Source organism: Thalassoroseus pseudoceratinae, from assembly GCF_011634775.1.
Classification (GTDB): Bacteria; Planctomycetota; Planctomycetia; order Planctomycetales; family Planctomycetaceae; genus Thalassoroseus; species Thalassoroseus pseudoceratinae.
The window spans coordinates 1,416,069-1,438,704 of record NZ_JAALXT010000001.1 but is presented as its reverse complement, the minus strand read 5'-3'; the positions used below and the strand labels follow the sequence as shown (position 1 = coordinate 1,438,704).

Genomic DNA, 22,636 nt, shown 5'->3' with positions numbered 1-22,636 from the left:
CGATTTGGTATTTAGGTCGATGCCGGATAGCGATGGGTAGGCACCGGGCGGCCGGGGCGAAAGCTTTGTGTGGAACCAGGTTCCATGTTCAAACCGTGTGCGGTCGTCACGCTCTTGACTGCATCATCAACCAATTCTTGCAAAGTCTCGGGATCGATCGCAACACGAGCGTTGATGACGACATCGGCGGTCTTGGTTTCGGCGTGTGAGGCCAGGGATAGTTCGCTGGCGACATCACTTCCGACAAGATTCGCCACCCCGTAGGCACCTTCGCAGAGACCGATCGCCTTCAGGTGGGCCGTTTCCGCACCGGCGGTTTCCAGTCGATCTCGTAGAGCTTGGACCGCATCGGTTAGGAATTGGTCGAGCGAGAACGCCTCGTCTTTGGAAATCTTTAGGCTGCTGTTCAGCCAACCGAGTTCCGCTTCGCCTTCGGCGTAAACATCGTAATCGAGTTCCAAGACTCGTCGCACACCCTGCCCTGGTTGATCAAGGTGTTGGACGAGTTCATCGAATCCGTCGCCGTTGCGGGCGGAGATTCGCAGAATGGGTACGTCCGGTTGTTCTGTTTTGAGCAGTGATTCGAGGTGGTCAACGTCCTCCGGCGAGAGTTCATCAACGCGATTGATGAGCAGTAAGTCTGCTTCCTCCAATTGTTTACGGAAGATGTATTCCGCTTTGGGGGAGAAGCCTCGTTTGCCGTCGCCTTCCAGAATCCGTCGTCCGTGATTGGGTTTGAGGATGACGGCGTACGGTGCGACTTCGAATTTGTGCTCGAACAGTTTCTGCAACGGCAATACGACCGTGGCGACCAAATCCGTGCAGCTGCCGACCGGTTCCGCCAGGATGACATCGGGGTGTTTGGTTTCTTCGAGTCGACCTACGGTGTCGGTGAGTTCGTTGAAATTGCAGCAAAAACACGCGCCGGCGACCTCGCCGACATCGTAGCCCTGTGATCGCAGCATGTGCGTGTCGACCAAGTCGGCGGCTTGGTCATTCGTCACAATTCCCACGTTCAAGCCCTGCTCTCGGTAGAGTCTTGCGAGTCGGGAAATCGTGGTTGTTTTCCCGGCTCCCAGGAAACCACCGAGCATAATGTAGCGAATTTTCTTGGCCATATTCTTGACTCTCAGAAATTCTGAAGAATGTGATATTGTCGTGTGGAAATGAACCGCCGACATTGCGGCGGTTCAACTTTTCTTAGGTAATGTGAGCACCTTGTGTTTCGACGTACACCGCGTACACTGATGTGCTTGCCGTCATGAATAACCGATTCCGCTTCGCTCCGCCGAAACACACGTTCGAACAGATTTCCGGCAACCGAATCTGACCGATGCGTTGTCCGTCTTCTGCGGCGAAGACGTGCACGCCATCATAACCATCACCAACCCAACCCGCACTGGACCAAACGTTGCCATCGACATCGCAGCGAATGCCGTCGGCTTGACCAGCTTTGATGTTGGGGAGTCGGCGCTCAGCAAGAATCTTGTTAGCTTCCTCGCGGCTGCCGGCCGATCGCAATCTCTCCGAGAACTCACGCGATTCTTCGGGGGTCATTTGGCGGCGTACTGTTCCCATCTGTAAGTCCATCGAGGCAAACACGCGGCCGTTTGCCAATTTCTTGCCATCCACGACATCCCACACCTTGATTTCCTTTTTCGCTTCCGGGTAGTGCGAGGAACCGGTGTCGGCAACGTAGAGTTTCTTGTAATCCGGCGAGAAACACAGCCCGTTTGGTTTGAAGATTTCGTCGGTCACCTGCTCGACTTTCATCGTCTTGGCGTCGATGCGGTAGACGGCTTCCTTCTGATTCGGTTGGACGGAACCGGTGTCGGCTTTGTGGCCTTCGTAGTTCATCAGACTGCCATAACCGGGGTCGGTGAACCAGATGGCTCCGTCTTCGGGATGCACGACGGCATCGTTGGGGGCGTTGAATTCCTTGCCGTTGTAGGAGTCGGCGAGGACCGTCACGGAACCGTCATACTCATACCGCACGACCCGTCGGTTGCCGTGTTCGCAGGAAATCTGTCGGCCTTGGAAATCGAATGTGTTCCCATTGCTGTTGCCGGAAGGATAGCGGAAGCGTTCGCTCACATGTCCGTCTTCGGCCATCCAGCGGAGTTGGCGATTGTTGGGGATGTCGCTCCACACCAGATATTTTCCCACGCCATTCCAAGCCGGACCTTCGGCCCAGAGCAAATCGGGACTATGGTAAATCCGTTGAATCGGCGTGTTGCCGAGGGCGTATTTTTTGAACCGATCGTCCAGCGTCACAATATCGGGATCAGGATACCGCACCGGAGGGGCATCCGGGCCGTAATCACGTCCGAGAGCTGACTTCGCAGCCAAAATTCCGGCAGTCGTCGCGGCTAGAAAACTACGGCGATTAACGGACGAATCCTGCGTTTTTGTCGTCGGAGTTCCTGAAGTTTGATCCATGAGCGGCTCCGTGGCTTGGTCGAGTCATGATGTTGAAATAGTCAGATCAAGAAATCAGCATACCGCCGAACTGTCTTCACGTCGAACGAGTTGGTCGTGTCATGCAGGTTACGAAACTTTTGATAAGAATTTGATGAAAAAAGCGAATAGTCTGAGTGTTTGCGGTGTTGGATTCGTCACCTATGATACAGCAGACCATGTGATTTTTTAGTCAGTATCTTTTTCCAAGGACATGAGAATGAAAAGGGACCGTCGCTCGGGCTTCACGTTGATCGAATTGCTGGTCGTGATTGCGATTATTGCAATTCTGATCGCATTGTTGCTGCCCGCCGTTCAGCAGGCACGGGAAGCAGCGAGAAGAACGCAATGCAAGAACAACCTCAAGCAATTTGGGTTGGCGTTGCACAATTATCACGACGTTCACAAATCCTTTCCGCCGCGGCAAGGTGGACCGATCACCTCGGGAAACACGAGTGGCACCTCACTCCCGCCGCGTCATAGTGGATTTGTGATGTTGCTGCCGTACATCGAACAAAATGCGATGGCGGAGCAAATTCAAGCCAACCCGCAATACGTTTGGAATACCGCGTTTCAACCGTATACCACCCAAGTGGATGCGTGGCTGTGCCCTTCGGATTCCTTGGCCGGGAGCCCGTTTGGTGAAGTCAACTATTCGTTCAACATGGGGGACAATTACAACTTGGCAGGCAGCAATGTGCGTGGAGTCTTCGGTGAGCAATCCGCAGTGAAAATGCGGGATATCACCGATGGAACCAGCAACACGATTGCGATGTCCGAGTTCGTCAAACCCAAAGGCGACAATCGGCTCGGCATGCACATTTCGTCCAACACGACGAATCCGACCGGCTGCTTGGCACAATTTGTGGGTGGGCAGTATGTCAGTGGAGCCCCAGTGATTGCGGCCGATCGTTGTTCGGGCTACCGTTGGCCCGATGGCCGATCCGGGTATGTCGGGCTGACGACGATTCTCCCCCCGAACGGACCGACTTGCAGTTCGCAGTCAGGTGGTGGGTTGTATACCGCTAGCAGTCTTCACCCTGGCGGGGTTCAGGTCTTGCTGTGTGATGCATCCGTCCGGTTTGTGAGTGAAAACATCAACACCGGCGATCTCACGCAAACCGCTGTCACCGGCGGCGTGAGCCCGTATGGTGTGTGGGGAGCATTGGGATCCAAGGGCGGAAGCGAAGTCATCAGCGAGTTCTAAACCGGATGACCGTATTCTGTGTCTGCGAAAGACGTAGAACAGAACCCGCTCTGAACCAGTCGAACAGCGACTGTGTTCGAGTGTCCTGCAATTCTTGCGGAAATTTATGGACTCCGGTTGCAATCGTCGCCGCCGGAGTCTCTTCAATTAACGACCGTCGATCCGGGCCTCCCTAATGTTTGGGGATGAGCGTCCGACACGGTGTGAATCAAACAACTCTGAGGAAATCGATGTTTATGCGTTCGAGGATTCTTGCTCTTTTCTGCATGTTGCCCATTGTGATTGCTGTGGGATGTGGGGGCGCAACGGAAGATCAATGGACCAAAGATCGACCCAAAGTCGTCCCCGTTTCCGGGACGGTCACATATAACGGTGATCCGGTCGAGGGAGCCGATGTGGTTTTCCGTTCGTCGGCCAAAGGTGGTCCCGCGTATGCAAAAACCGATGCCGAGGGTCGGTTTGAACTCACCACTTACGAGCCAGGCGACGGAGCGGTTCCCGGGTCTCACCAGGTGCGGATTTCCAAGATCGTCGTTCACCAACCGGAGATCAAAGATCCCGAAGGCGTGATTCCGCCGACGACCGAGGAAAATCAGCTACCGGCGAAATACAACGACTTTGATCAGTCGAAACTCACCGCGAGCGTGGCGGAAGATGGTGAGAACGATTTCAAGTTTGAACTCACGGATTGAGCGGAAGCTCGCGGATTGGGGCCGATCTCGGAGAAGCTGGGTTGACCGCATCGACTTTGCGAATTATTCAAGTCGTGACGGTACTGGTGACGATAACGATTCTAGATCGATGCGCAGACAGCGTTTGATTGCGTATCGACGGAATCCAACAACTCCTCCCCCGATCGGCTTCGATGACTACTGCGTTGTACCGAGTCGAATTAGACATTTTCAGCGGTCCGCTCGACCTATTGCTTTACCTGGTCGAGCGGAGCGAGCTGGATATCCGCGAATTGCCGATCGCGAAGATTACCTCCCAGTTTGCCGAGTTTCTCGAAGTTCTCGAATGGATCGATCTTGATCTTGTCGGCGACTTCATCGTGATGGCGAGCACGCTGGTTGAGATTAAGAGTCGCGAGGTGCTGCCTCGTCCTGAGGAATCGCAAGACGACACCGAAGATCGCGATCCACGAAGTGAACTGATCCAGCAATTGTTGGAATACAAGAAGTTCAAGGAAGCGGCGACGGCACTCGAAGAACAAGCGGCGATCTGGCAGGAACGTTTCCCACGTTTGACCGACGACCGTCCGCGTGGCGGCAAGGACCCGTCGGCCGATTACATTCGTGATGTGGAATTGTGGGACTTGGTGAGTGCTCTCGGGCGAATCGTCAAGACGAAGACGGAAGAACCGTCGCATGCGAACATCCGCTACGACGACACCCCAATTTCCGTCCACATGGACCGCATCCGCGATCGCGTGATGAAGTCGGGGCGTGTGAAATTCAGCGATTTCTTCCAAGGCGAAAACGAACGTAGCCGAATTGTCGGTGTGTTTCTGGCGATTCTAGAGCTGATCCGTCACTACAGCTTCCGAGCCGAGCAGCCCGCCGATTACGGCGAAATCACCGTCTTGCCACCGTTGGAAGAATCGGAACAAGAACCAGCACCGCAACCCCAGCCTGAACAGGCAGAACCCTCGACCGAGCAAACAGAAGCTCCGGACGACTCCGAGGAAGAGCCGCCGCTACAACAGGCGGCTTGATTGAGTCGACCAACTCGAAATTCGCCAGCGTTCGTTTTACGATCTGGGAACACGTTGGGTTCACTCTCTTGATTGAATGCCGGAGGGCAGCGATGTTCTCGCCCGAATTCCGTCGATTCCTACGCAGTGGCGACGCCTTTCAAATCCACCTGCTGTTTGGTGGGCTTACGGTGGTCCTAGTGGTGGGGCTATTGACTGACGATCGACAACCGGATCTTGGTTGGGGGTTGCTGTTCGCAGTCGTGGCTTGGCCGATTGTCCTGGGATTGGCCTGGTTGGGCCAGAAGTCCGATGAAAAATTCGTGGCCGATCACATTGCTGAATCGATCTCGGCACCGCGACAACTGCTTCAAAAACGCTGCCGTTGGCGGTTGATCTCTCTCGGTTTCTTGTTGGTCGTTGGATTGGCGTGTGTGTTCGCCGGTCATCACGGTTGGGAGTTCGAATCACTGCCCGCGTATTGGTTGGGATACCTGTTGCTGCTCATCGCGGGTTTGGGTGCCGTCGGTGTGAATGTTTGGTATGGTGGTCCGCTCGATCCGAGGTTTGATCCGTCGTTGACGGACGAAGACCTCGTTGCCGATCCAGAATTCACCACCGAAGCAGGACTCCACGATGACCACTCCCGGCCTGACCAATGACCAACTTGCCGCTCTCGCCAAGTACGATACACCGACCGTTTGCAATGTCATTGAGTTATGGGACGTTCGCCCTCGCAACACGGGGTACATGAACCACTCCATCAAGGCGAGTTTCCCCAAGATGCCGCCGATGGTGGGATATGCGTTGACATCGCAGTTTCGGTCGATGGCTCCACCACGCGGGGGCGACGTTTATGCGAGTCTCGATCAACAAGTGGCCCGGTTCGACGAACTTCCCGGTCCGCCAGTCGTCGTGTTTCAGGATCTCGATGAACCCACGACCTCCGCGACATTCGGCGAGGTGATGTGTACGACCTACCAGGCCTTTGGAGCAAAAGGACTGATCACCTCCGGCACGGGTCGGGATTTGGACCAAGTCGAAGCTCTCGGCTTCCCAGTGTTCACGAACGGCGAAACCTGCTCACACGGGTACTGTCATATTTTAGATATCAACGTGCCGATCAGTGTGGGCGGGATCATCGTCTATCCTGGCGACCTGCTTCACGGCGACTTGAACGGTGTTTCCACGATTCCCCCCGAAATCGCCTCCGAGATTCCGGACGCTTGCAAAGAGTTGATGGCCGCTGAGGATATCGTGCTGGATTACTGTAAAGCGGGGAATGTTACTCCAAGTGGGCTTGCGGAAGCTCGCAAAGAATGTGCCGCTGTGATTGCGAAACTCACCCAGCGTCTTCGTGGGGAATCATGAATCGAGAATCGTGTGAGATTCGGACGTGACAACGAATGTTGATTTGTTAAACTGTCGATAAGAGTATTTGTTGACGCGCCTCCCCCCATCGATCTCGCCCGATTGAGAGTACGGAATATGACTCACTCACCGCATGCTGCAAGTCACGCCCAACAAGTTGCCCGTTCTCCGTTTGCGCCCGCCGCACGGGATTTGATTCGCGTGGGTGGTTCGCGACGTTGGTTCTTGCAGACCGGTTTAGCCGGAATGGCGGGGTTGTCGCTTCCGAGTGTGCTTCGCCAAGCCGCAGCCAGTCCGACAGGAACGCCGAAGAAATCTGTGATTCTCTTCTGGCTGTCCGGCGGACCGAGTCAAATTGACATGTGGGACCCAAAGCCGGATGCTCCCGTCGAAATCCGAAGTCCGTTTGGTGACATTGCAACGAAGATTCCGGGCGTGCGATTCTCGGAGCACATGCCGTTGCAAGCATCGATTGCAGATCGCCTGTCGGTGATTCGCTCTGTGGACACGACGGCCAGTAATCACACGCCAATCACGATGCAAGCCGGAAATCCCCTGGCACGTCGCACGAACGATGGCAAAGACGGGGCCGGATATCCTTCGATGGGATCCATTGCGGCGAAGTTTCGCGGCTCGAACAATCCCAACATGCCGGCGTTTGTCGGGCTCGCGGATAGCTGGGCCGCCGATGTGTACGGTGCAGGCATGATGGGCTCAGATTTTGAACCCGTGAAGGGAATGGAACTCGCGGGTAAGTTCGCCATGCCGAAAGGCGTTTCTGTCGATCGTTTGCAAGATCGGGCGGGTTTGCGTCGGCAGTTTGATCGTCTCCAGAAGGATTTGGATCAAAGCAACACGTTGGCTCAAAGTGATCGTTTCACACAGCAAGCGGTTGACATGGTTCTCTCCGGCAAGGTTCAAGAAGCGTTCAGTCTGGACGATGAATCAGCGGAGTTGAAAGAACGATACGGGCAAACGAGCGTTGGACAAAAGGCGTTGTTGGCTCGGCGTTTGGTGGAAAACGGTGTGTCCTTCGTGCTGGTTAGCGGTGCCTGGGGGTACTTCGATCACCACGGCGACAACGTGCGTTGGGGCGGAATCGAGAAGGGATTGAAACCGCTGCTGCCGCGAGTCGATCGTGCCATGTACGGTTTGGTCACCGATCTGGAAGAACGGGGATTGCTCGACGAAACGCTGGTGTTGATGATGGGCGAATTCGGACGCTCTCCACGAATCAACAATGAATTGGGACGCGATCACTGGACGCCGGTGATGTCGATGCTCGCCGCCGGTGGCGGATTGAATCACGGTCAAGCCATCGGTAGTACCGATCGGCAAGGTGGAGCGATCCAATCACGAGCCGTTCGTCCACAAGACTTGGCAGCCACGGTGTTCCAACATCTCGACATCGATCTCCAATCACATTGGACAAACCCGCAAGGTCGGCCGATCCCAATCGTCGAAGAAGGCGGCCAACCGATCTCGGAATTGTTCTGATTCGATGTGGAAACTCCGCCCCTATCAAGCGGGCGATGCATCCGAATTGTTGTCTCTCTTTCGCGATACAATTCAACGAATCAACTGCCGCGACTACACGCCTGAGCAAATTGAGGCTTGGGCGTCGGACGACATTGATGACATCGCCTGGGCCGATCGGTTTACCGGGCGATTCGTCATTGTCGCGGAGCAGAACGAGCGACCGATCGGGTTTGGTGAATTGGAACCAAACGGGCACATCGATCGGTTTTATGTGTCGGCAGATCATCAGGGGATCGGAATTGGTCGAGGGTTAATCACGACCATCTTCGAAGAAGCGACTCGGCAGTCGCTGCCGCGACTCACGGTGGAAGCCAGCATCACCGCCCGCCCCTTCTTTGAACGTCACGGTTTTGCAACGCTGGAACGGCAGATCGTGGTTTGTCGCGGCGTGGAAATGGTCAACTATCGCATGGCCCGCGAACTTCCCGTCTGATTGCGAATTCCCGCCGAAAGTTTTCTCTGAGATTCTTGTTGACGTTTCCGTAATCGTGATTACTATGAAACCAAATCTAAAAAACCAAATGTGGAGGTTTGGCGATGGCTCGGCCGCGTGCCAAAGAGTTGACAGATCGAGAACTGGAAATCATGCAGATTTTTTGGGACTTGCCCGAGACTGATTCCGAATTGACGGTTGCGGAAGTTCGAGACCGGCTGGCCGCCTCGAAGATAGAGCTGGCCTACACGACGGTGGCCACCTTGGTTCGGATTTTAATGGAGAAGAATTTTCTCGATCAAACCAAGTCGGAACGACCGTTCTGCTATCGCGCTCGAAGGTCGTTCGAAGATGTCTCCGGGAGCTTGCTTGGTGACTTACTCGACCGTGTGTTTCGCGGATCGCGGGAGTTGTTGTTGAAACAACTCGTGGACGAGCAGGAACTCACAGATCGCGAACGCCAGGTTTTGGAAGACATCTTGCGGGAGAGTCAATCATGAGTGTTTCCGCTGGTCTGTGGTGTGTGTGTCAGGTCACGTTGGTATCGACCGCGGCGTTGCTGCTCTGCCTGTCGATTCGCAAACGTGGACCGTCATTGCGGGCGGAAGTCGCTTTCCTAGGATTGGTGGCGATTGGCTTGGTGACCGTGTTTGCTCCCCTGCCCGTCCCGAGTTGGGCATCCGTGCTCAATAGGAATCCGCAGCCGGAAACGTCAGAAACCTCGCCATCGAACCGCATCGAGAATATGACAGAAACGGCTTTCACGCCGAATGATGTCACCAATACCGCAGTGCCGAGCCAACCGCATGTGGAACGAGTCTCGATCGAGGCGGAACCAGTGTGGTCAGCGGCTTGGGATGGCTTCGTTGAAGCGTTGCAAGAACCGCGTGCGAGCGATTTGGAAGAATCGTCCGCAGTCATCTGGAGTTGGCAGCGTTATCTGGTGACGGCATATCTGATCGGTTTGGGATTGGGACTGATTCGGTTGCTGGTGGCTTGGGGGCTCTTGTGGCGTGAGTGTCGCGGGCCGGTCGTGGATGATCCCGAGCTGAACCGTTTTGTTTCCGAATGGACGAAGCCCAATGTAGCCAAACGTATTCGCTTGATCGAATCCAAACGATTGAACTCAGCCGCGACAACCGGTTGGCGACGACCGGTGATTCTGCTGCCTAGGACGTGGCGGAGTTGGTCGGCTGTTGAGCGGGAAGCGGTGTTGGCTCACGAGTTGAGTCACATTGTGCATCGGGATTGGCTGACCACATTTGTCGCCGAATGTGTGCGGACGCTGCACTTCTATCATCCGCTGGTTCATTGGTTGACGGCTCGGTTGCGGATGGATCAAGAACTGACTGCCGACGCGAACGCCGCCGGTCAGGTAGGCGGTAATGAACCGTATTTGAAGGTACTCACACAGATGGCTTTGGCTCGATCTTCCGGACGCACTTGTTGGCCGGTTCGAGCGTTTCTTCCCACTCGGAATGCGTTGATGAGGAGAGTCGACATGCTACGCAATAATAAGAAGCTGCAGACGAACACACCGCCGAGGCTTCGCTGGGGGCTGCTGGTTGGTGTGCTGGTGTTGGGAGTGATGGCGATCGGTGTGCGACCTTCCAATTGGCTGCAAGCACAGTCCGATCAGTCGGCGGCGCGCAATGGGAGTGCATTTTCCAGTGGTAAATCCCCTGCGGATCCAAATTCGAATCGTCCGCAGGCTGCAAAGGAAGGAAGCCGAAACGAACCGGCGGAAACGCGGGCGTTCGACATGAGTTTGCGTCCAAGCAATGCAATCGCGACGTTCGGCATCCGTCCGGCACGGATTTTGAACCATCCGTCGCTCGGGCCATTCGTGAAACTCTTGGAGGCTTCCAACATCGAGAAGAATTTGGGAGTTGGTTTGCGAGACACCGAACAGGTCGTTTTCTATTTCGATCTCGGCCCCGATGGAAATCAAATGCTCGGCAATAATACCGGCTTCGGCGGCGGCGAAGGAATGATGGGTGGGATGGCGATGGGGGGGCCAGGCATGATGGACCCTGCGGGTGGTGCTCCGGGCTTGCAACACATCGGGCCGGAACTGGCAGGTTTTTATGTGCGATCGGTGCGGCCGTTGGATCAGGCTTCGGTGGTGCGACAGTTGACGCCGAACGTTCGCTCGGGGACGTATGGCGGACAAATCTATCTTCGTGATAACGAGAACAAGACCAGTTTTTGGTTCCTTGATGACTCTTCTTTCGCCGCTTCGCCACGCGAAGACGGACTGCACGGGATGATAACGGCTCGCAATCAACTCAAGAAGACTGCGGAAAAGTTCTTCGAGGACTTCCAGTTTGCCGACGTGGCTGGATGGGTCGATGTGCATCGTTTGAACCAGCTTACGCCGAGTCTCGGTGCAATGAATCCGAACGTCGATGGTCTTTGGAAAAAGACGGGCACGCTGATTGTCTCTGCAACGATGGCGGACGACTTGAAACTTGCGTTGACTTTTGCCCCGTTGGCCTCACGCGGCGGGGGGTTTGGTTCGGAAGAATCTTATGCCGAGGGCTTGGGAGGCGAGGGATTTGATGCAACCCAGGCGCTCTCGTCGGTTGCTGATGAGCTTCAGGAAAATCTGAACGCACTGTTGGACGTTGGCAAGAACATGGTGAATCAGAATCGGCAGATGGTCCCGCATCTGCCACCGGGCGAACGCGAATCGATTGGAACGATGCTGCAACTGGCCGACGCCGTCTTGGCGAATGCAAAAGTGGTTCGGGCAGACAACTCGACGTTGGTGACTCTTCAAACGGAGATCGACGCGAACACCAGCAAGCGTTTGATATCTTTGCTCGTTCCGGCTGTCAGTAATGCTCAGGCCGCCGCCAGCCGCACGCTTGCCAAGAACGACCTCAAGCAAATCTTGCTGGCGTTGCACAACTACCACGATTTTCACAAACATTTTCCACCACCCGTGGTCATCGGGCCGGACGGCAAAACGCCGCACAGCTGGCGGGTGGCGATTCTGCCATTCCTCGATCAGGCTGAACTCTACGAGCGTTATCACCTGGACGAACCTTGGGACAGCAAACACAACCAACAGATTCTCAAGCAAATGCCCAAGATGTTTCGGCATCCGCTCGATGATGATGACTCGACCAATACCGGCTATGTCGGGTTTGTTGGCGTGGAGACTGCGTTTGGAACGAAGGACGGAATCGACGTCCAAGCGGGAGTCCCTGGCGGCGGCTTCGGTTTTGCTTTCGGCGGCGGTGCGTCAGATGGTGGATCAGGAATTGGCAAGCCGAAGGAGTCGGCAACCAAGAAGATCATGGGAGTGCGGTTGCGAGACATCCTGGATGGCACCTCGAACACGATTTTCGTGGTGGAGAACAAATCCGAGGTTCCGTGGACGAAACCCGTGGATCTGAAATACGACGCGAACAAACCTCCTCAAGTGGGGGGATGGTTCGATGGTGGTTTTCATGCGGGATTGGCCGACGGTTCAGTTCGCTTCGTCTCAGATGATATCAGCGACAAGACGCTCAAACTCCTCATCGAACGTGCGGATGGTCAACGAATCCCTCAAGATTTTCGTTGAGCGTCCTGCGATGCAAACTTCAGCGAGTCGAGTCCGTAGATGAATTCGGCTCGCTGTTGTCATCGACGCCGGGTTCAACATTGCGTTTGTCGGCGTCTGTCTTCCCCTCTTCGACAAGCTCGTTGGCTTTTTGTTTGTCTTTGGAATTTGCCGGTGGCGTCTCGCCGGGAACCGGACTGGCAACCGTGAAAACAGCAAAATGGTCGGAACCGGGAGCGACCACGCGATCGATCCGATGGATGCGGGTGTCTTCTGAGAAAAAGACATGGTCGATCGGGTAACGCAGCAGCGGATAACTCTGATGGTATGTGGTGAGCAACTCACGTCCGATTCGGGGATCCTTGAGTCCGCTCAGCTCTTTGAATAGCTCCGTCGTCGCGGACCAAGCCACATCGTTGAAATCTCCCGCCACGATCCAACGAGCATCGGGATCGTCGGCAACTTCGTCCGCGACGAGAACAAGTTCCGCGTCACGAATTCGGCTGTTTCGCCGATCGTTGCCCGTGGAATCCTTCAACCCAGGCGGTGTTGGATGTAATCCCACGAAGCGAACCTGCTTGCTGGGCTTGAGTTCGATCGTGGCGAAAATTGATGCACGTCGGTCGGAAACCAAGTGGCGAATTTCTCCGTTCTTGACTGGCAGCCGACTCCACAACGCAATACCGAGACCTTCGTCGCGGATCTCGTTCACTTGTTGTGGATACCTCTGCGAAATTGGACTGAGTCCTTTGGCCCATGCTTCATTGAATTCAATCAACAACAACAGGTCGGGTTCGTAGTCCTGAATCATTGCGATCATCGCGTCAAACTGCGTGTTGTCCTTCTTGAGATTCACGACAAGCACGCGGACGTCGCCTTTCGCATCAGCGGCCGCGTCGGGGAGTTCCTTGTCCCACAATGGCGTGTAGGGAACCAAATGACTCATCTGCCATGTGGCCAAGAGCAGCATCAAGCCCACGAGAATGGCATGCTCGCGTCGAAATGATGTGCGTTGGAAGTGAATGCCAAGCAGCAAAAGCGGCAGAATCAGCACCAGCGTCAGTTGGACCCGAGGAAAGTCGCAGAGCTGCACCACCCAAAACCCGCTGGAGAACAGGGGCAGGATTGTCAGCAGCAGCACACCACCGATGAGGACACGCGAGGTCCAGATGAGAAAAGAATTCATGGGCCCGTTCGATACGGTGATGAGATGGGGGGGAAAGGATCGTCTTTGCATTATCATAGTCGGTTTGGCTCTTGGGGAAGGTCGCAAGTGAAATTTCTCCGGATCTAGAACGATACGCGCCTCCCGTGTCACGGATTGAAACGATTCCATGGGATCGGCGTCCCGCGATACCGGCGATCGAGGGCCGAAGAATCCTTGATTCCCGTACGACAGTGTGGCAAATTGACATTTCATCAGGTCGATTCCGCCGACCACACCATCTTGACAGCTCATCACCTTGGAAGACAAAGCCGGTTGACAATTATGAGTGATATCACCATCGAAGTCTGGGATGCGACCGGCAACAAAAAGCAGCAGGTGGAACTTCCCGCGAGTGCCCCGGTGAATCGGGTCATCGCGGTGCTTGTTGAGAAAATGAATCTGCCTCGGAACAGCCCCGATGGCCAATTGATGAGTTACAAATTCCACCACCGGGCCAGTGGTCGGCAGTTGCTTGACGATCAGACATTGGAATCCGCGGACGTTCGTGATGGTGATATTCTCCGCCTGCAACCCGAGATCACCGCCGGTGCGGAGGATGCCAATGGCGGACGCTGAACCACTGCGGCTAAACGAGCAGTTGGAAGAACCCTCCGACGGGCGTTTTTCGCGATTTGAATTGATCAGCTGGTGGGATCAAGAACGGCTCGCGAATGCGAAGGTTGTCGTCATCGGTGCGGGAGCGCTCGGCAACGAGATCGTCAAGAATCTGGCGTTGCTTGGCGTCGGGCGAGTGTTCCTAGCGGATCTCGATACCGTCGAGAATTCCAATCTATCTCGATCCGTATTGTTTCGTGAGTCCGATTGTGGGCGGGCGAAAGTCGATGTCGCATCGGAACGCGGGAAAGAAATTTATCCCGAAATGCGGGTGCGGCCGTTTCGGGGAAATGTCGTCTATGAATTGGGGTTGGGAATCTTTCGATGGGCGGATGTGATTATCGGTGGGTTGGATAATCGCGAAGCCCGTGTGGCGATCAACTCCGCCGCTGCTCGCACCGAAAAAGTATGGATTGACGGAGCGATTGAACGGCTCGACGGTGTGGCTCGCGTGTTCGACCCCGCTTGCGGACCGTGTTATGAATGCACCATGAGCGAAACCGATTGGAAGATGCTCGAAGCTCGGCGGAGTTGTGCCCTGCTCACCCGCGAACAAATGGCGGCGGGAAAAGTGCCGACCACCCCCACGACGGCCTCCATCATAGCCGGGATGCAGGTGCAAGAAGCCGTCAAATTCTTGCACGGAATGGAGACGATTTCCGGTCAAGGTTTTGTATTCGACGGCACCTATCATCAGAGTTATCTCGTCACGTACACGCAAAAAGATGACTGCCCCGCGCATGATCCGTTCGACCCCATCGCACTGTGGGATCGCAAGGTCGATGAGTTGACGGTTGGTGAATTGCTCGACCGCGTGCGTCATGACTTCGACGATTCGGATGCTGTGATCGAGTTGAATCATGATCTGCTTTCGGGACTTCATTGCCCGCGTTGCAATGCCGTGGAACCGCGGTTCACATCGTTGGCTCGTGTCACCGAGTCAGATGGTGTTTGCCCGGCGTGTGGAGAGCATCGTGTCCCGCAAACTTATCACAGCATCGGAAAGCAACTTGGGAACGACGAGCTGCTCGGTGAGAAAACACTGACGGAGATCGGTGTGCCGCCGTGGGACATCGTGGGTGGTCGTGTGGGACTTCAACAGCGTTATTACGAGTTGATCGGTGATCGCACCGCCGTTCTCGGGGAACTTCATGACTGACAATAGCAGCCCGAATCGACCGGACATTCACGAACTCACGGGCGAAGACCTACCACGCCACGAATTTCCCGCAGGACGATCTGAACCGTTCCGGGTGCACTTTGCCGATTCCGCTCACGAGTCGATTTGGTCACATGCAACCGAGAACACCACTGTCGAAATCTGTGGCGTACTGGTCGGGGCGATCGAACACGATGACGATGGCCCGTTTTGCCGGATTGCTCACGCCATTCGTTGCGACTCCGCGACCAGCAAGTTCGCGGAAGTCACGTTCACGCACGAATCATGGGCGGAAATCAATCGGCAGATGGACGCCGACTTCACGGAATTTCAAATCGTTGGTTGGTATCACACGCACCCAGATTTTGGGATCTTTCTGAGCGACCGGGATTGTTTCATTCATCAGAATTTCTTTTCCGGAGCCGGGCAAGTCGCCCATGTGGTCGATCCCATTCGCAAGACCGAAGGCGTGTTCCAATGGCGAAACGGGACGCCGGAACCGATTTCCCATTTCTGGATCGGTGATCGAATTGTCGCGGACACGCACACGGAAAGCCTCGCGGTTGGCGGACCGGAACAGCGTCGCGGGTCAAATTCCAATTCACCGCAAATGGCTTCTCCACAGCCCGCGTTTTCGGAAACTCCTCAGAAGGAGAGTCTGTCCGAGTTTTGGCAACCGATCTTGGTTGCGGTGGCGTTGTTTCTCTTGGGGTTTCTCGTCGCAGAGTGGCGGCGTCCGCGTTTGACCGCTTGGGAGCAGCAAATGATCAAGGCGGAAGTGCTGCGAGATTATTCGATTTGGAAGGGAATGCGTCCGGGGTTGCGGGAGAAGTTGGAGGTCTTGAGTCGGCAACTCGACGAGATCGAGAACGCTACACGTGAACTGTCCGACGATCACACCAACGCCCTCAAAGGAAACGATGCGAAAGCCGTTCGGAAGTCGTGGCAGACCGTGCTGACCGCATTGCAGAAAACGCGAAGTGCGACCGACGACATCGCCAACGACTATGGACTGAATGCCTCCGATACCGAACTTCTCAACCGTTTCCTCGAAGCGGAGGCGAAGTTGATCGAACGCCAAAAAAGCGAACCGACAGACGAGCCCAAAAGTCTGCCTACGAAGAAGAAACCAGCTGAAGAAACTTCACCGAAAGAATCGTCCGACGAGTCCTAACGTTTCCCGGAATCACCGCGAGAGCCACGGCCAATCTCATGCCCCCGTCCGATCCCATTCGCATCAATGACGACGATTTGTTCTCCGATTCCGTCGAGGATTATCTCGATGTGCAAGACGGGTTGCGTCGCGAACTCCACGACACGGAACCCCAACCGCTTTTTCAACGAATCTTCTTTTCCAGTTGGTTCTACTTGTCACTTGCGAGCGGACTCGGTGCGTTTATCGCTTGGCTCTTCATTGTCGAACCATTGATCGACGACGTTGAAACTCAACGGCAATTCATCCGACGATTGCTGTACCTGAAGTACGGTTCGCAGTTTTTCAGCAAGGATTTGATTCACGAGTCCAACCCATTCGCGTTGTTGATCTTCCCCGCAGTAACGGGGGGCGTGGGGTTGTTTCTCGGGGCGGCTGAAGGGGTGATGTGCCGCAATCTTCGTCGGGCGGCCTTGTCCGGATTGATTGGCTTGGCGATCGGTTTCTTCGGCGGCGCGATTCTGAGTTTTCCTTCGGGATTGATCTACGGCACGATGGAAGAGTTCTCGGTTGAATTAGACGAAGAGATTCGCAAAGACGAGGGCATCACCGAAGCCGAACGAGCATGGGCGACCGCTGAGCAACGGTTGTTCGCCGGTGAAGATTACATGGTCGTCGAGTATTGGCTCGTCGCGGAGATGACGCGGATCAAGCCGGCCCCCAAGAAGTTCGCGTTCCTGCTACAAATGATTGGCCGATCGTTGGCGTGGGCGATCTGTGCGATCGCGGCGGGTTTGGGTCAGGGAATTGCGACCAAATCGAAGAAGGTTGTGTTAAACGGTGTGGTTGGCGGCGTCTTGGGCGGATTGTTGGGCGGGATGTTGTTCGATCCCATCGACTTTCTGTTGGCTCCGAGGTCGGGGGAAGCCGATGTGAGTCGGATGGTTGGGTTTACCCTGATTGGTTTGTTCGTCGGATTGTTTGTCGGATTGGTCGAAGGTTGGACCAAATCCGCCTGGCTCTTGATGCGGCAAGGACCGTTGGCAGGTAAACAATTCGTCTTGTTCCGCGATACCACCACGCTGGGCAGTTCGCCCAAAGCCGACGTGTATCTGTTTAAGGATGAGGTCATCGAACCAGAGCATGCGACGATCACGAACCGAGGCGGGCGGTTTGAAATTGTCGACCTGGATACGCCCGATGGAACCTACGTCAACGGACAACCCATCCGGAAGCATATCTTGCAAACGGGCGACCAAATTTCTCTAGGACGGACGGTTTTGGAATTCACCATCAAAGAGCAATAACGTCTAACGCGATTGACTGTCTATAATAGAATGTGTCTTAGCGGTCGGATGATCGGGGAGGTTTTCTGTGCCAATTGAAGCTCAGTGTGGTTCGTGCGGCCGCTTGCTGCGAGCACCGGATTCGGCGGCGGGGCGGCGGGCGAAGTGTCCCGCATGCGGCGAAGCCGTTCGGATCCCTCAGCCCGAAGAACCTTACGAAGACGAAGTTTACGATGCTGAGGAAATCTCGGGATTCGACTCTGAATTCAGCGGATCAACGAGTAGCCGTGGAGCACGCGAGTACGAAGCAGACGATGAGGAAGATTACGAGGAGACCTTCAGTGCCTACACCACCGACGAGCATGCCGAAGTCGAGGGGGATCGCCGCCGCCGAGTGCCGTGCCCCGTATGCGGAGAGCAAATTCTTGCGCGTGCGAAGAAATGTCGGTACTGTGGTGAGGTGCTGGACAACTCCTATTTCGTTGGCGTCGATTCCCGCGCGACTCGTACCAAGCTAGAACGGTTTCGCAAGGAGATCCATGGTCTCGGTGGGTTTTGGATTGTCATCGGTTCACTCGGACTCTTAGCGGCGATCGTGCTCGGCAACGCGCCTCGGAATAACCAGTTCGATCCCGATATACTTGTGGTTCTAGTTCCACTGACATTGTTCTGGATTGCGGTTGGTGTTTGCATGTGTCTCAAACAGATGTGGGCCGTCTATACTGGATTGGTCATGAGTTATTTGAGTTTGATCGGCAATATCTTTCTGAGCTTCAATATCTGTGCCATTGCGATACTCGTCGCCGCTGTTGTTCAAGGGCATCGCGTGATCAAGTGGGCGAGTGAACTGAAAGCGTTGGGTGTGCCGATCAATACGAAATTGGATTGACGTTGTCTCTGGCACGTCGTGAACGTGAGGTAGTCTCTATGGCGATTGAAGTTGAATGTCGGAATTGTGGACGCATTCTGCGTGCGCCCGATGACGCTGCCGGTCGCCGTGCAAAGTGCCCGGAATGTTCCGCCGTTGTGTTGGTTCACGAAGATGGCGACGAGTTCGATGAGTTCTTCGATACTGATTTTTTGCCGACGGAAGAACCAAGCGGATTTCACGAGGACTACGAAGAAACGCCACCACGGGATCGTCGCGATGTACGCCCCTGCCCGGTCTGCGGCGAATACATCAAAAGTCGTGCAACCCGCTGCCGATTTTGCGGTGAGTCGTTGCGAGAGTCTCGGCATGCCCGTCCAGGAGATCGCAGCGAAGGTTGGGCAATTGCGTCACTGGTGTTAGGGATTGTTTCGCTCGTTTTGTTCTGTCTGGCACCGATTAGTGTTCCGCTGGCGTTGATGGCCGTTGTCTTTTCGGTGTTGGAAATGGTGAAAGCCAGTCAGGAGCATCGCGATCGCAGTGGTATGGCAATCGCCGGGCTGATTTGCGGTTTGATTCCCTTGGCCTTTTGGATGGCAATTCTGATTGCAGCGATGACGGACAACGCGCGAATGTTCAATTTCTGATCCACCAACACAGGGCGACAATCGGTATGGCATCGGGACTGGCGGCGGATTCACCGATCATCGAATGTGCGTGTGGCGCGAAAATTCGTTTGCCCAAGCAGCGGGCGAATCGGGCATTCCGCTGCCCTCGTTGTAAACAAGGCATTCCGTTGTCCGCTCAGGCAAAAGTTTTAGCGACAAAGAAAGCCGGTCCGCGATTTGCGGGCTCGATGTGCCCGATCTGCCAATCGGAAATGGCCGCCGAGGATTTGGCAGTGAAGTGCCCGGCGTGCGATCAGGTCCATCACTCAGAGTGTTGGTCTGAGATTGGTGGGTGTGGAACGTACGGTTGTGGGGAGGCTCCGGAACTCAAAAAGGAAGACAACGAACCGGAGGAAGGTCGCGCCGGTTGGGGTGACACAAAACGTTGCCCTTCGTGTCGACGGAAAATCAAATCGATGGCGTTGCGGTGTCGATTTTGCCGGGCGGAATTTCCCACCGCCGATCCGATGACACCCGACGAATTTCACAACCGTAGTCGCACTGAGACTCGAGCATCCGCATTGCGAACCGTTACTGTGGTGTTGTTCGTTTTGAGTCTGATCGGCGTGCTCGCCCCATTGCTTCTGCCGTTGTGTGCCGTCATCTTTGGGCCGCAACGCAAAGCACTGCAAGCAGCGGGACCGTTGTACGTCGTGTTGGCTTACGCAACTGTTGGGTTGTCGTTCGTGTATTCGCTGTTGATTTTGATGTTCTGGTTGGCTCCCTAACGGGGACGAGTATCTGACGAAAGAGCACTCCTTTGGACGACGTGATCCGAATTACCGAGGGCGATCTTGAAAATGCCCAGCCACTCGAAACCGCGCGGCCCGTGCAAAGAATGCCAAGGGACGGGCGTTCTTGCCCCATGTGTGGAACCGTTGCGGCGGCGTCGGCTCGGCAGTGCCCTGGTTGTGGAGAAGCCTTTTCGCGAGAAACGACTTCAAAAAAGCGGCGGTACGATCCTCGGCAACGCATGCGTGATCAAGAAGCCGTTCCGTTCGTCAGAGGTGTGTCGATCACACTGTTTGTGCTGTCGATTGTCGCGATGCTGGCGCCGGTCATTCTCGTTCTTGGACTTGGCCTAGTCACGCTCTATCACCGACCGCTCAAGATCGCGGGGGCCGCGTTTCATGTCATGGCGTATGCCGCAATTGCGGTTTCCTTGGTATACTCGACACTCGCCGCCTTTTATCTTCTGACTTAATTAGACAATCTGTCGTTACCACATGAGTACTGTTCGACTACGGCGACTTCAGGCCGACTTCGATAAGCTCGCGGATTATCTCGTGCGTCATCCACGCTTGCGTCTCGTGGAAGCGAATGGTGATCCGCCGGAACAGTATCGAATCGAGTATCGTATTCGAAGTCTTCGTCAGGCGGCCGATGACGAAATCGAACCGATGACGAAACATCAAGTCGAGATCAGTCTGCCTCGGAACTATCCGCGGACAGCTCCGCAATGCCGAATGTTGACGCCGGTGTTTCATCCAAACATCGCACCGCATGCGATTTGTGTGGGCGACCATTGGAGTGCGGGCGAGCCGTTGTGGTCGATCGTCGCGCGAATCGGCGAAATGCTCGCGTACCAAAGTTACAACGTGAAAAGCCCGCTCAATGGCGATGCGGCTCGCTGGGCCACGGAGCATGCCGACGAGTTGCCACTCGATCGCGTGAGCTTGTTACTCGATGAAGACGATACCCCCGAGACGCCTCAGGTGAAGGCAACATCACGTCCGGCATCTTCGCAAGCCGTTGTGTCGCAAACACCACCGCCTGCGGAAGCCGATCCGATCTTGGTCATCTGTCCGAAATGCAAAGCCAAGTACCGTTTGCCGCCGAAACTCGCTGGTAAACGGGCTCGGTGCAAGCAATGTCAGGGCGTGATCGAAATTCCCGGTTGAAACAATCTTCCGGGAATCGCTGAGCCGGATCGGGTTTCTGTCTAGAACAGTCGATTCAAACCGTTCAACGCCGCCACGCGATACGCCTCGGCCATTGTTGGGTAGTTGAATGTCGAATTGACGAAGTAACGCAGCGAGTTTTGATCGCCAGGCTGCGACATGATGGCTTGGCCAATGTGAATAATTTCCGAGGCGTTCGCACCGAAACAGTGGATGCCGAGGATGTGCAGTGTCTCGCGGTGGAATAACAGCTTCAGCATTCCGACCGTTTGTCCGGTGATTTGGGCACGCGCGAGGTTCTTGAACATGGAGTGGCCCACTTCGTACGGCACGCCGGCTTCGGTGAGTTCGCGTTCGGTCTTGCCGAGGGAACTAATTTCCGGACTTGTGTAGATGCCGGTTGGAATGTCGCTGATCATCGCCCGTTCGCAGGACCCGTTAATCATGTGATGGGCCGCGTACCGCCCTTGCACGTATGCCGCACTGGCCAACGATGGCGGACCGATGACATCTCCGACGGCGTAGATGTGTTCGAGACCGGTTTGGAAGTCATCGTTGATCGGAATCTGTCCGCGGCTATTCGGTTCGATACCAATTTCTTGCAAGCCGAGTGTATCACTGTTTCCGCTACGACCGGCAGCCCAAAAGAGAATATCCGTCTTGATGCGTTTGCCGGATTTCAGCTCGAGCACCACGCCGTCCGCATGCGGTTCGACATGATCATAGTTTTCATTGTGGCGGATGATGACACCACGATCACGCAGGTGATAACTCAATGCATCGATGATTTCGTCATCGAGGAATTCGAGCAACTTCGCCCGAGTGTTGATGAGATTAACTTTGCAACCAAGGTTGCGGAACATCGATGCATACTCGCACCCAATCACACCGGCCCCGTAAATTGTGATGGAACGCGGTGTATCTTCGAGGTCGAGAATGGTGTCGCTGTCGTGCACACGGGGATGACTGAAGTCGATATCCGCCGGACGATACGGTCGGGTCCCGGTAGCGATGACAAACTGATTGGCGTGCAACTGTCGTTTGCCACCGAATTCGCCTTGAATGGAAATCGTGTGGGGATCAACAAACGCCGCCGATCCATAGAAAACCGGAACCCCATTGCGTTCGTAGAAACTGAGCCGCATATCGACTTGTTTCTCGATCACCGAAGAGGCCGACCGTCGCATTTCCGCAAACGAAAGCTGAGGCTTGATGCCGGCTTCGCGGAACAGTTTGTTTTGTGTTACGGATGTCAGTTGAAAGATCGCGTACCGCAACGCCTTGCTGGGAATTGTGCCCCAGTGAGTGCATCCCCCACCGATTCGGCGAAACCTCTCAACGACGGCGACGGATTTCCCCAGTTTGGTGGCTTGCATCGCAGCCCCCTCTCCACCGGGACCCGTGCCAATGACCACAACATCAAAATTCTGCTGACTCATAAAACGAATCATTCCATTCTTTTGAGTTCACTCAAGACGATGTCTCGTTTGACGTAGTGACCGGTGTTTCCTCGTCGCTAAGAAACA

At 55.1% G+C, this 22,636-nt stretch carries 22 protein-coding genes; 18 read left to right on the top strand and 4 right to left on the bottom strand.

Annotated features, from left to right (window positions below; all coding sequences use genetic code 11):
* Nucleotides 1-11 precede the first annotated feature (11 nt).
* Together G6R38_RS05380 and G6R38_RS05375 are read right to left on the bottom strand one after the other, a co-directional pair.
* A complete protein-coding gene (locus tag G6R38_RS05380; RefSeq protein ID WP_166820686.1) occupies nucleotides 12-1,118 on the bottom strand; it encodes a GTP-binding protein in 1,107 nt (368 codons plus the stop codon).
* A gap of 82 nt (nucleotides 1,119-1,200) precedes the next feature.
* On the bottom strand, nucleotides 1,201-2,439 hold the full coding sequence (locus G6R38_RS05375; protein WP_206028463.1) for an SMP-30/gluconolactonase/LRE family protein: 1,239 nt from the start codon (nucleotides 2,437-2,439) through the stop codon (nucleotides 1,201-1,203).
* A 238-nt stretch (nucleotides 2,440-2,677) separates the two neighbouring features.
* Between G6R38_RS05375 and G6R38_RS05370 the strand changes: the two genes are divergently transcribed.
* The 9 genes from G6R38_RS05370 (at nucleotide 2,678) to G6R38_RS05330 (ending at nucleotide 12,274) form a co-directional block, all read left to right on the top strand.
* The gene (locus tag G6R38_RS05370; RefSeq protein ID WP_166820683.1) at nucleotides 2,678-3,664 is read left to right on the top strand and encodes a DUF1559 domain-containing protein; all 987 of its coding nucleotides are present in this window, start codon (nucleotides 2,678-2,680) and stop codon (nucleotides 3,662-3,664) included.
* 236 nt (nucleotides 3,665-3,900) lie between these two features.
* On the top strand, nucleotides 3,901-4,356 hold the full coding sequence (locus tag G6R38_RS05365) for a carboxypeptidase-like regulatory domain-containing protein (RefSeq protein WP_166820680.1): 456 nt from the start codon (nucleotides 3,901-3,903) through the stop codon (nucleotides 4,354-4,356).
* A gap of 173 nt (nucleotides 4,357-4,529) precedes the next feature.
* A complete protein-coding gene (locus G6R38_RS05360) occupies nucleotides 4,530-5,378 on the top strand; it encodes a segregation and condensation protein A (RefSeq protein ID WP_166820677.1) in 849 nt (282 codons plus the stop codon).
* A gap of 92 nt (nucleotides 5,379-5,470) precedes the next feature.
* Nucleotides 5,471-6,019, top strand: a complete 549-nt coding sequence (locus G6R38_RS05355; RefSeq protein ID WP_166820674.1) for a hypothetical protein — start codon at nucleotides 5,471-5,473, stop codon at nucleotides 6,017-6,019.
* Complete coding sequence (locus G6R38_RS05350; protein WP_166820671.1) at nucleotides 5,994-6,728, top strand: RraA family protein; 735 nt, start codon at nucleotides 5,994-5,996, stop codon at nucleotides 6,726-6,728. The genes G6R38_RS05355 and G6R38_RS05350 overlap by 26 nt, the downstream gene beginning before the upstream one ends.
* 117 nt (nucleotides 6,729-6,845) lie before the next feature.
* Complete coding sequence (locus tag G6R38_RS05345) at nucleotides 6,846-8,225, top strand: DUF1501 domain-containing protein (RefSeq protein ID WP_166820668.1); 1,380 nt, start codon at nucleotides 6,846-6,848, stop codon at nucleotides 8,223-8,225.
* Between the two features lie 4 nt (nucleotides 8,226-8,229).
* Nucleotides 8,230-8,700 carry a GNAT family N-acetyltransferase gene (locus G6R38_RS05340; RefSeq protein ID WP_166820665.1) on the top strand — a complete coding sequence of 157 codons (471 nt, stop codon included), beginning with the start codon at nucleotides 8,230-8,232 and terminating at the stop codon, nucleotides 8,698-8,700.
* A gap of 104 nt (nucleotides 8,701-8,804) precedes the next feature.
* On the top strand, nucleotides 8,805-9,200 hold the full coding sequence (locus tag G6R38_RS05335) for a BlaI/MecI/CopY family transcriptional regulator (protein WP_166820662.1): 396 nt from the start codon (nucleotides 8,805-8,807) through the stop codon (nucleotides 9,198-9,200).
* The gene (locus G6R38_RS05330; protein ID WP_166820660.1) at nucleotides 9,197-12,274 is read left to right on the top strand and encodes a M56 family metallopeptidase; all 3,078 of its coding nucleotides are present in this window, start codon (nucleotides 9,197-9,199) and stop codon (nucleotides 12,272-12,274) included. The genes G6R38_RS05335 and G6R38_RS05330 overlap by 4 nt, the downstream gene beginning before the upstream one ends.
* Nucleotides 12,275-12,293: 19 nt before the next feature.
* Here the strand turns inward: G6R38_RS05330 and G6R38_RS05325 are convergent, their stop codons facing one another.
* Entirely contained in the window at nucleotides 12,294-13,439 is a 1,146-nt protein-coding gene (locus G6R38_RS05325) for an endonuclease/exonuclease/phosphatase family protein (RefSeq protein ID WP_166820658.1), read from the bottom strand.
* A 303-nt stretch (nucleotides 13,440-13,742) separates the two neighbouring features.
* On the opposite strand from G6R38_RS05325, the gene G6R38_RS05320 reads away from it, so the two are divergent.
* From G6R38_RS05320 to G6R38_RS05280, 9 genes are all read left to right on the top strand, one after another.
* A complete protein-coding gene (locus tag G6R38_RS05320; protein WP_166820656.1) occupies nucleotides 13,743-14,036 on the top strand; it encodes an EsaB/YukD family protein in 294 nt (97 codons plus the stop codon).
* On the top strand, nucleotides 14,023-15,234 hold the full coding sequence (locus G6R38_RS05315; RefSeq protein WP_166820654.1) for a HesA/MoeB/ThiF family protein: 1,212 nt from the start codon (nucleotides 14,023-14,025) through the stop codon (nucleotides 15,232-15,234). The genes G6R38_RS05320 and G6R38_RS05315 overlap by 14 nt, the downstream gene beginning before the upstream one ends.
* Complete coding sequence (locus tag G6R38_RS05310; protein WP_166820651.1) at nucleotides 15,227-16,408, top strand: Mov34/MPN/PAD-1 family protein; 1,182 nt, start codon at nucleotides 15,227-15,229, stop codon at nucleotides 16,406-16,408. Before G6R38_RS05315 ends, G6R38_RS05310 begins: the two co-directional genes overlap by 8 nt.
* A 38-nt stretch (nucleotides 16,409-16,446) precedes the next feature.
* Nucleotides 16,447-17,694 carry an FHA domain-containing protein gene (locus G6R38_RS05305; RefSeq protein WP_166820649.1) on the top strand — a complete coding sequence of 416 codons (1,248 nt, stop codon included), beginning with the start codon at nucleotides 16,447-16,449 and terminating at the stop codon, nucleotides 17,692-17,694.
* A 67-nt stretch (nucleotides 17,695-17,761) separates the two neighbouring features.
* A complete protein-coding gene (locus G6R38_RS05300) occupies nucleotides 17,762-18,562 on the top strand; it encodes a zinc ribbon domain-containing protein (RefSeq protein WP_166820647.1) in 801 nt (266 codons plus the stop codon).
* Nucleotides 18,563-18,600: 38 nt separating this feature from the next.
* Entirely contained in the window at nucleotides 18,601-19,188 is a 588-nt protein-coding gene (locus G6R38_RS05295; protein ID WP_166820645.1) for a DUF4190 domain-containing protein, read from the top strand.
* Between the two features lie 26 nt (nucleotides 19,189-19,214).
* On the top strand, nucleotides 19,215-19,937 hold the full coding sequence (locus G6R38_RS05290; RefSeq protein WP_166820643.1) for an RING finger protein: 723 nt from the start codon (nucleotides 19,215-19,217) through the stop codon (nucleotides 19,935-19,937).
* A gap of 137 nt (nucleotides 19,938-20,074) precedes the next feature.
* Nucleotides 20,075-20,413, top strand: a complete 339-nt coding sequence (locus G6R38_RS05285; protein ID WP_166820642.1) for a hypothetical protein — start codon at nucleotides 20,075-20,077, stop codon at nucleotides 20,411-20,413.
* A gap of 22 nt (nucleotides 20,414-20,435) precedes the next feature.
* A complete protein-coding gene (locus G6R38_RS05280) occupies nucleotides 20,436-21,110 on the top strand; it encodes a ubiquitin-conjugating enzyme E2 (RefSeq protein ID WP_166820641.1) in 675 nt (224 codons plus the stop codon).
* A 41-nt stretch (nucleotides 21,111-21,151) separates the two neighbouring features.
* On the opposite strand, the gene sthA is transcribed toward G6R38_RS05280, so the two are convergent.
* Nucleotides 21,152-22,549 (bottom strand): Si-specific NAD(P)(+) transhydrogenase, encoded by a 1,398-nt coding sequence (gene sthA / locus G6R38_RS05275; RefSeq protein ID WP_166820640.1) that lies wholly within the window; start codon nucleotides 22,547-22,549, stop codon nucleotides 21,152-21,154.
* Nucleotides 22,550-22,636 lie beyond the last annotated feature (87 nt).

Excerpts from the sequence above, each read along its gene's own strand:
- G6R38_RS05380 (WP_166820686.1), bottom strand. The coding sequence starts at position 1,118 with ATGGCCAAGAAAATTCGCTACATTATGCTCGGTGGTTTCCTGGGAGCC.
- G6R38_RS05375 (WP_206028463.1), bottom strand. The coding sequence starts at position 2,439 with ATGGATCAAACTTCAGGAACTCCGACGACAAAAACGCAGGATTCGTCC.
- G6R38_RS05370 (WP_166820683.1), top strand. The coding sequence starts at position 2,678 with ATGAAAAGGGACCGTCGCTCGGGCTTCACGTTGATCGAATTGCTGGTC.
- G6R38_RS05365 (WP_166820680.1), top strand. The coding sequence starts at position 3,901 with ATGCGTTCGAGGATTCTTGCTCTTTTCTGCATGTTGCCCATTGTGATT.
- G6R38_RS05360 (WP_166820677.1), top strand. The coding sequence starts at position 4,530 with ATGACTACTGCGTTGTACCGAGTCGAATTAGACATTTTCAGCGGTCCG.
- G6R38_RS05355 (WP_166820674.1), top strand. The coding sequence starts at position 5,471 with ATGTTCTCGCCCGAATTCCGTCGATTCCTACGCAGTGGCGACGCCTTT.
- G6R38_RS05350 (WP_166820671.1), top strand. The coding sequence starts at position 5,994 with ATGACCACTCCCGGCCTGACCAATGACCAACTTGCCGCTCTCGCCAAG.
- G6R38_RS05345 (WP_166820668.1), top strand. The coding sequence starts at position 6,846 with ATGACTCACTCACCGCATGCTGCAAGTCACGCCCAACAAGTTGCCCGT.
- G6R38_RS05340 (WP_166820665.1), top strand. The coding sequence starts at position 8,230 with ATGTGGAAACTCCGCCCCTATCAAGCGGGCGATGCATCCGAATTGTTG.
- G6R38_RS05335 (WP_166820662.1), top strand. The coding sequence starts at position 8,805 with ATGGCTCGGCCGCGTGCCAAAGAGTTGACAGATCGAGAACTGGAAATC.
- G6R38_RS05330 (WP_166820660.1), top strand. The coding sequence starts at position 9,197 with ATGAGTGTTTCCGCTGGTCTGTGGTGTGTGTGTCAGGTCACGTTGGTA.
- G6R38_RS05325 (WP_166820658.1), bottom strand. The coding sequence starts at position 13,439 with ATGAATTCTTTTCTCATCTGGACCTCGCGTGTCCTCATCGGTGGTGTG.
- G6R38_RS05320 (WP_166820656.1), top strand. The coding sequence starts at position 13,743 with ATGAGTGATATCACCATCGAAGTCTGGGATGCGACCGGCAACAAAAAG.
- G6R38_RS05315 (WP_166820654.1), top strand. The coding sequence starts at position 14,023 with ATGGCGGACGCTGAACCACTGCGGCTAAACGAGCAGTTGGAAGAACCC.
- G6R38_RS05310 (WP_166820651.1), top strand. The coding sequence starts at position 15,227 with ATGACTGACAATAGCAGCCCGAATCGACCGGACATTCACGAACTCACG.
- G6R38_RS05305 (WP_166820649.1), top strand. The coding sequence starts at position 16,447 with ATGCCCCCGTCCGATCCCATTCGCATCAATGACGACGATTTGTTCTCC.
- G6R38_RS05295 (WP_166820645.1), top strand. The coding sequence starts at position 18,601 with ATGGCGATTGAAGTTGAATGTCGGAATTGTGGACGCATTCTGCGTGCG.
- G6R38_RS05290 (WP_166820643.1), top strand. The coding sequence starts at position 19,215 with ATGGCATCGGGACTGGCGGCGGATTCACCGATCATCGAATGTGCGTGT.
- G6R38_RS05285 (WP_166820642.1), top strand. The coding sequence starts at position 20,075 with ATGTGTGGAACCGTTGCGGCGGCGTCGGCTCGGCAGTGCCCTGGTTGT.
- G6R38_RS05280 (WP_166820641.1), top strand. The coding sequence starts at position 20,436 with ATGAGTACTGTTCGACTACGGCGACTTCAGGCCGACTTCGATAAGCTC.
- sthA (WP_166820640.1), bottom strand. The coding sequence starts at position 22,549 with ATGAGTCAGCAGAATTTTGATGTTGTGGTCATTGGCACGGGTCCCGGT.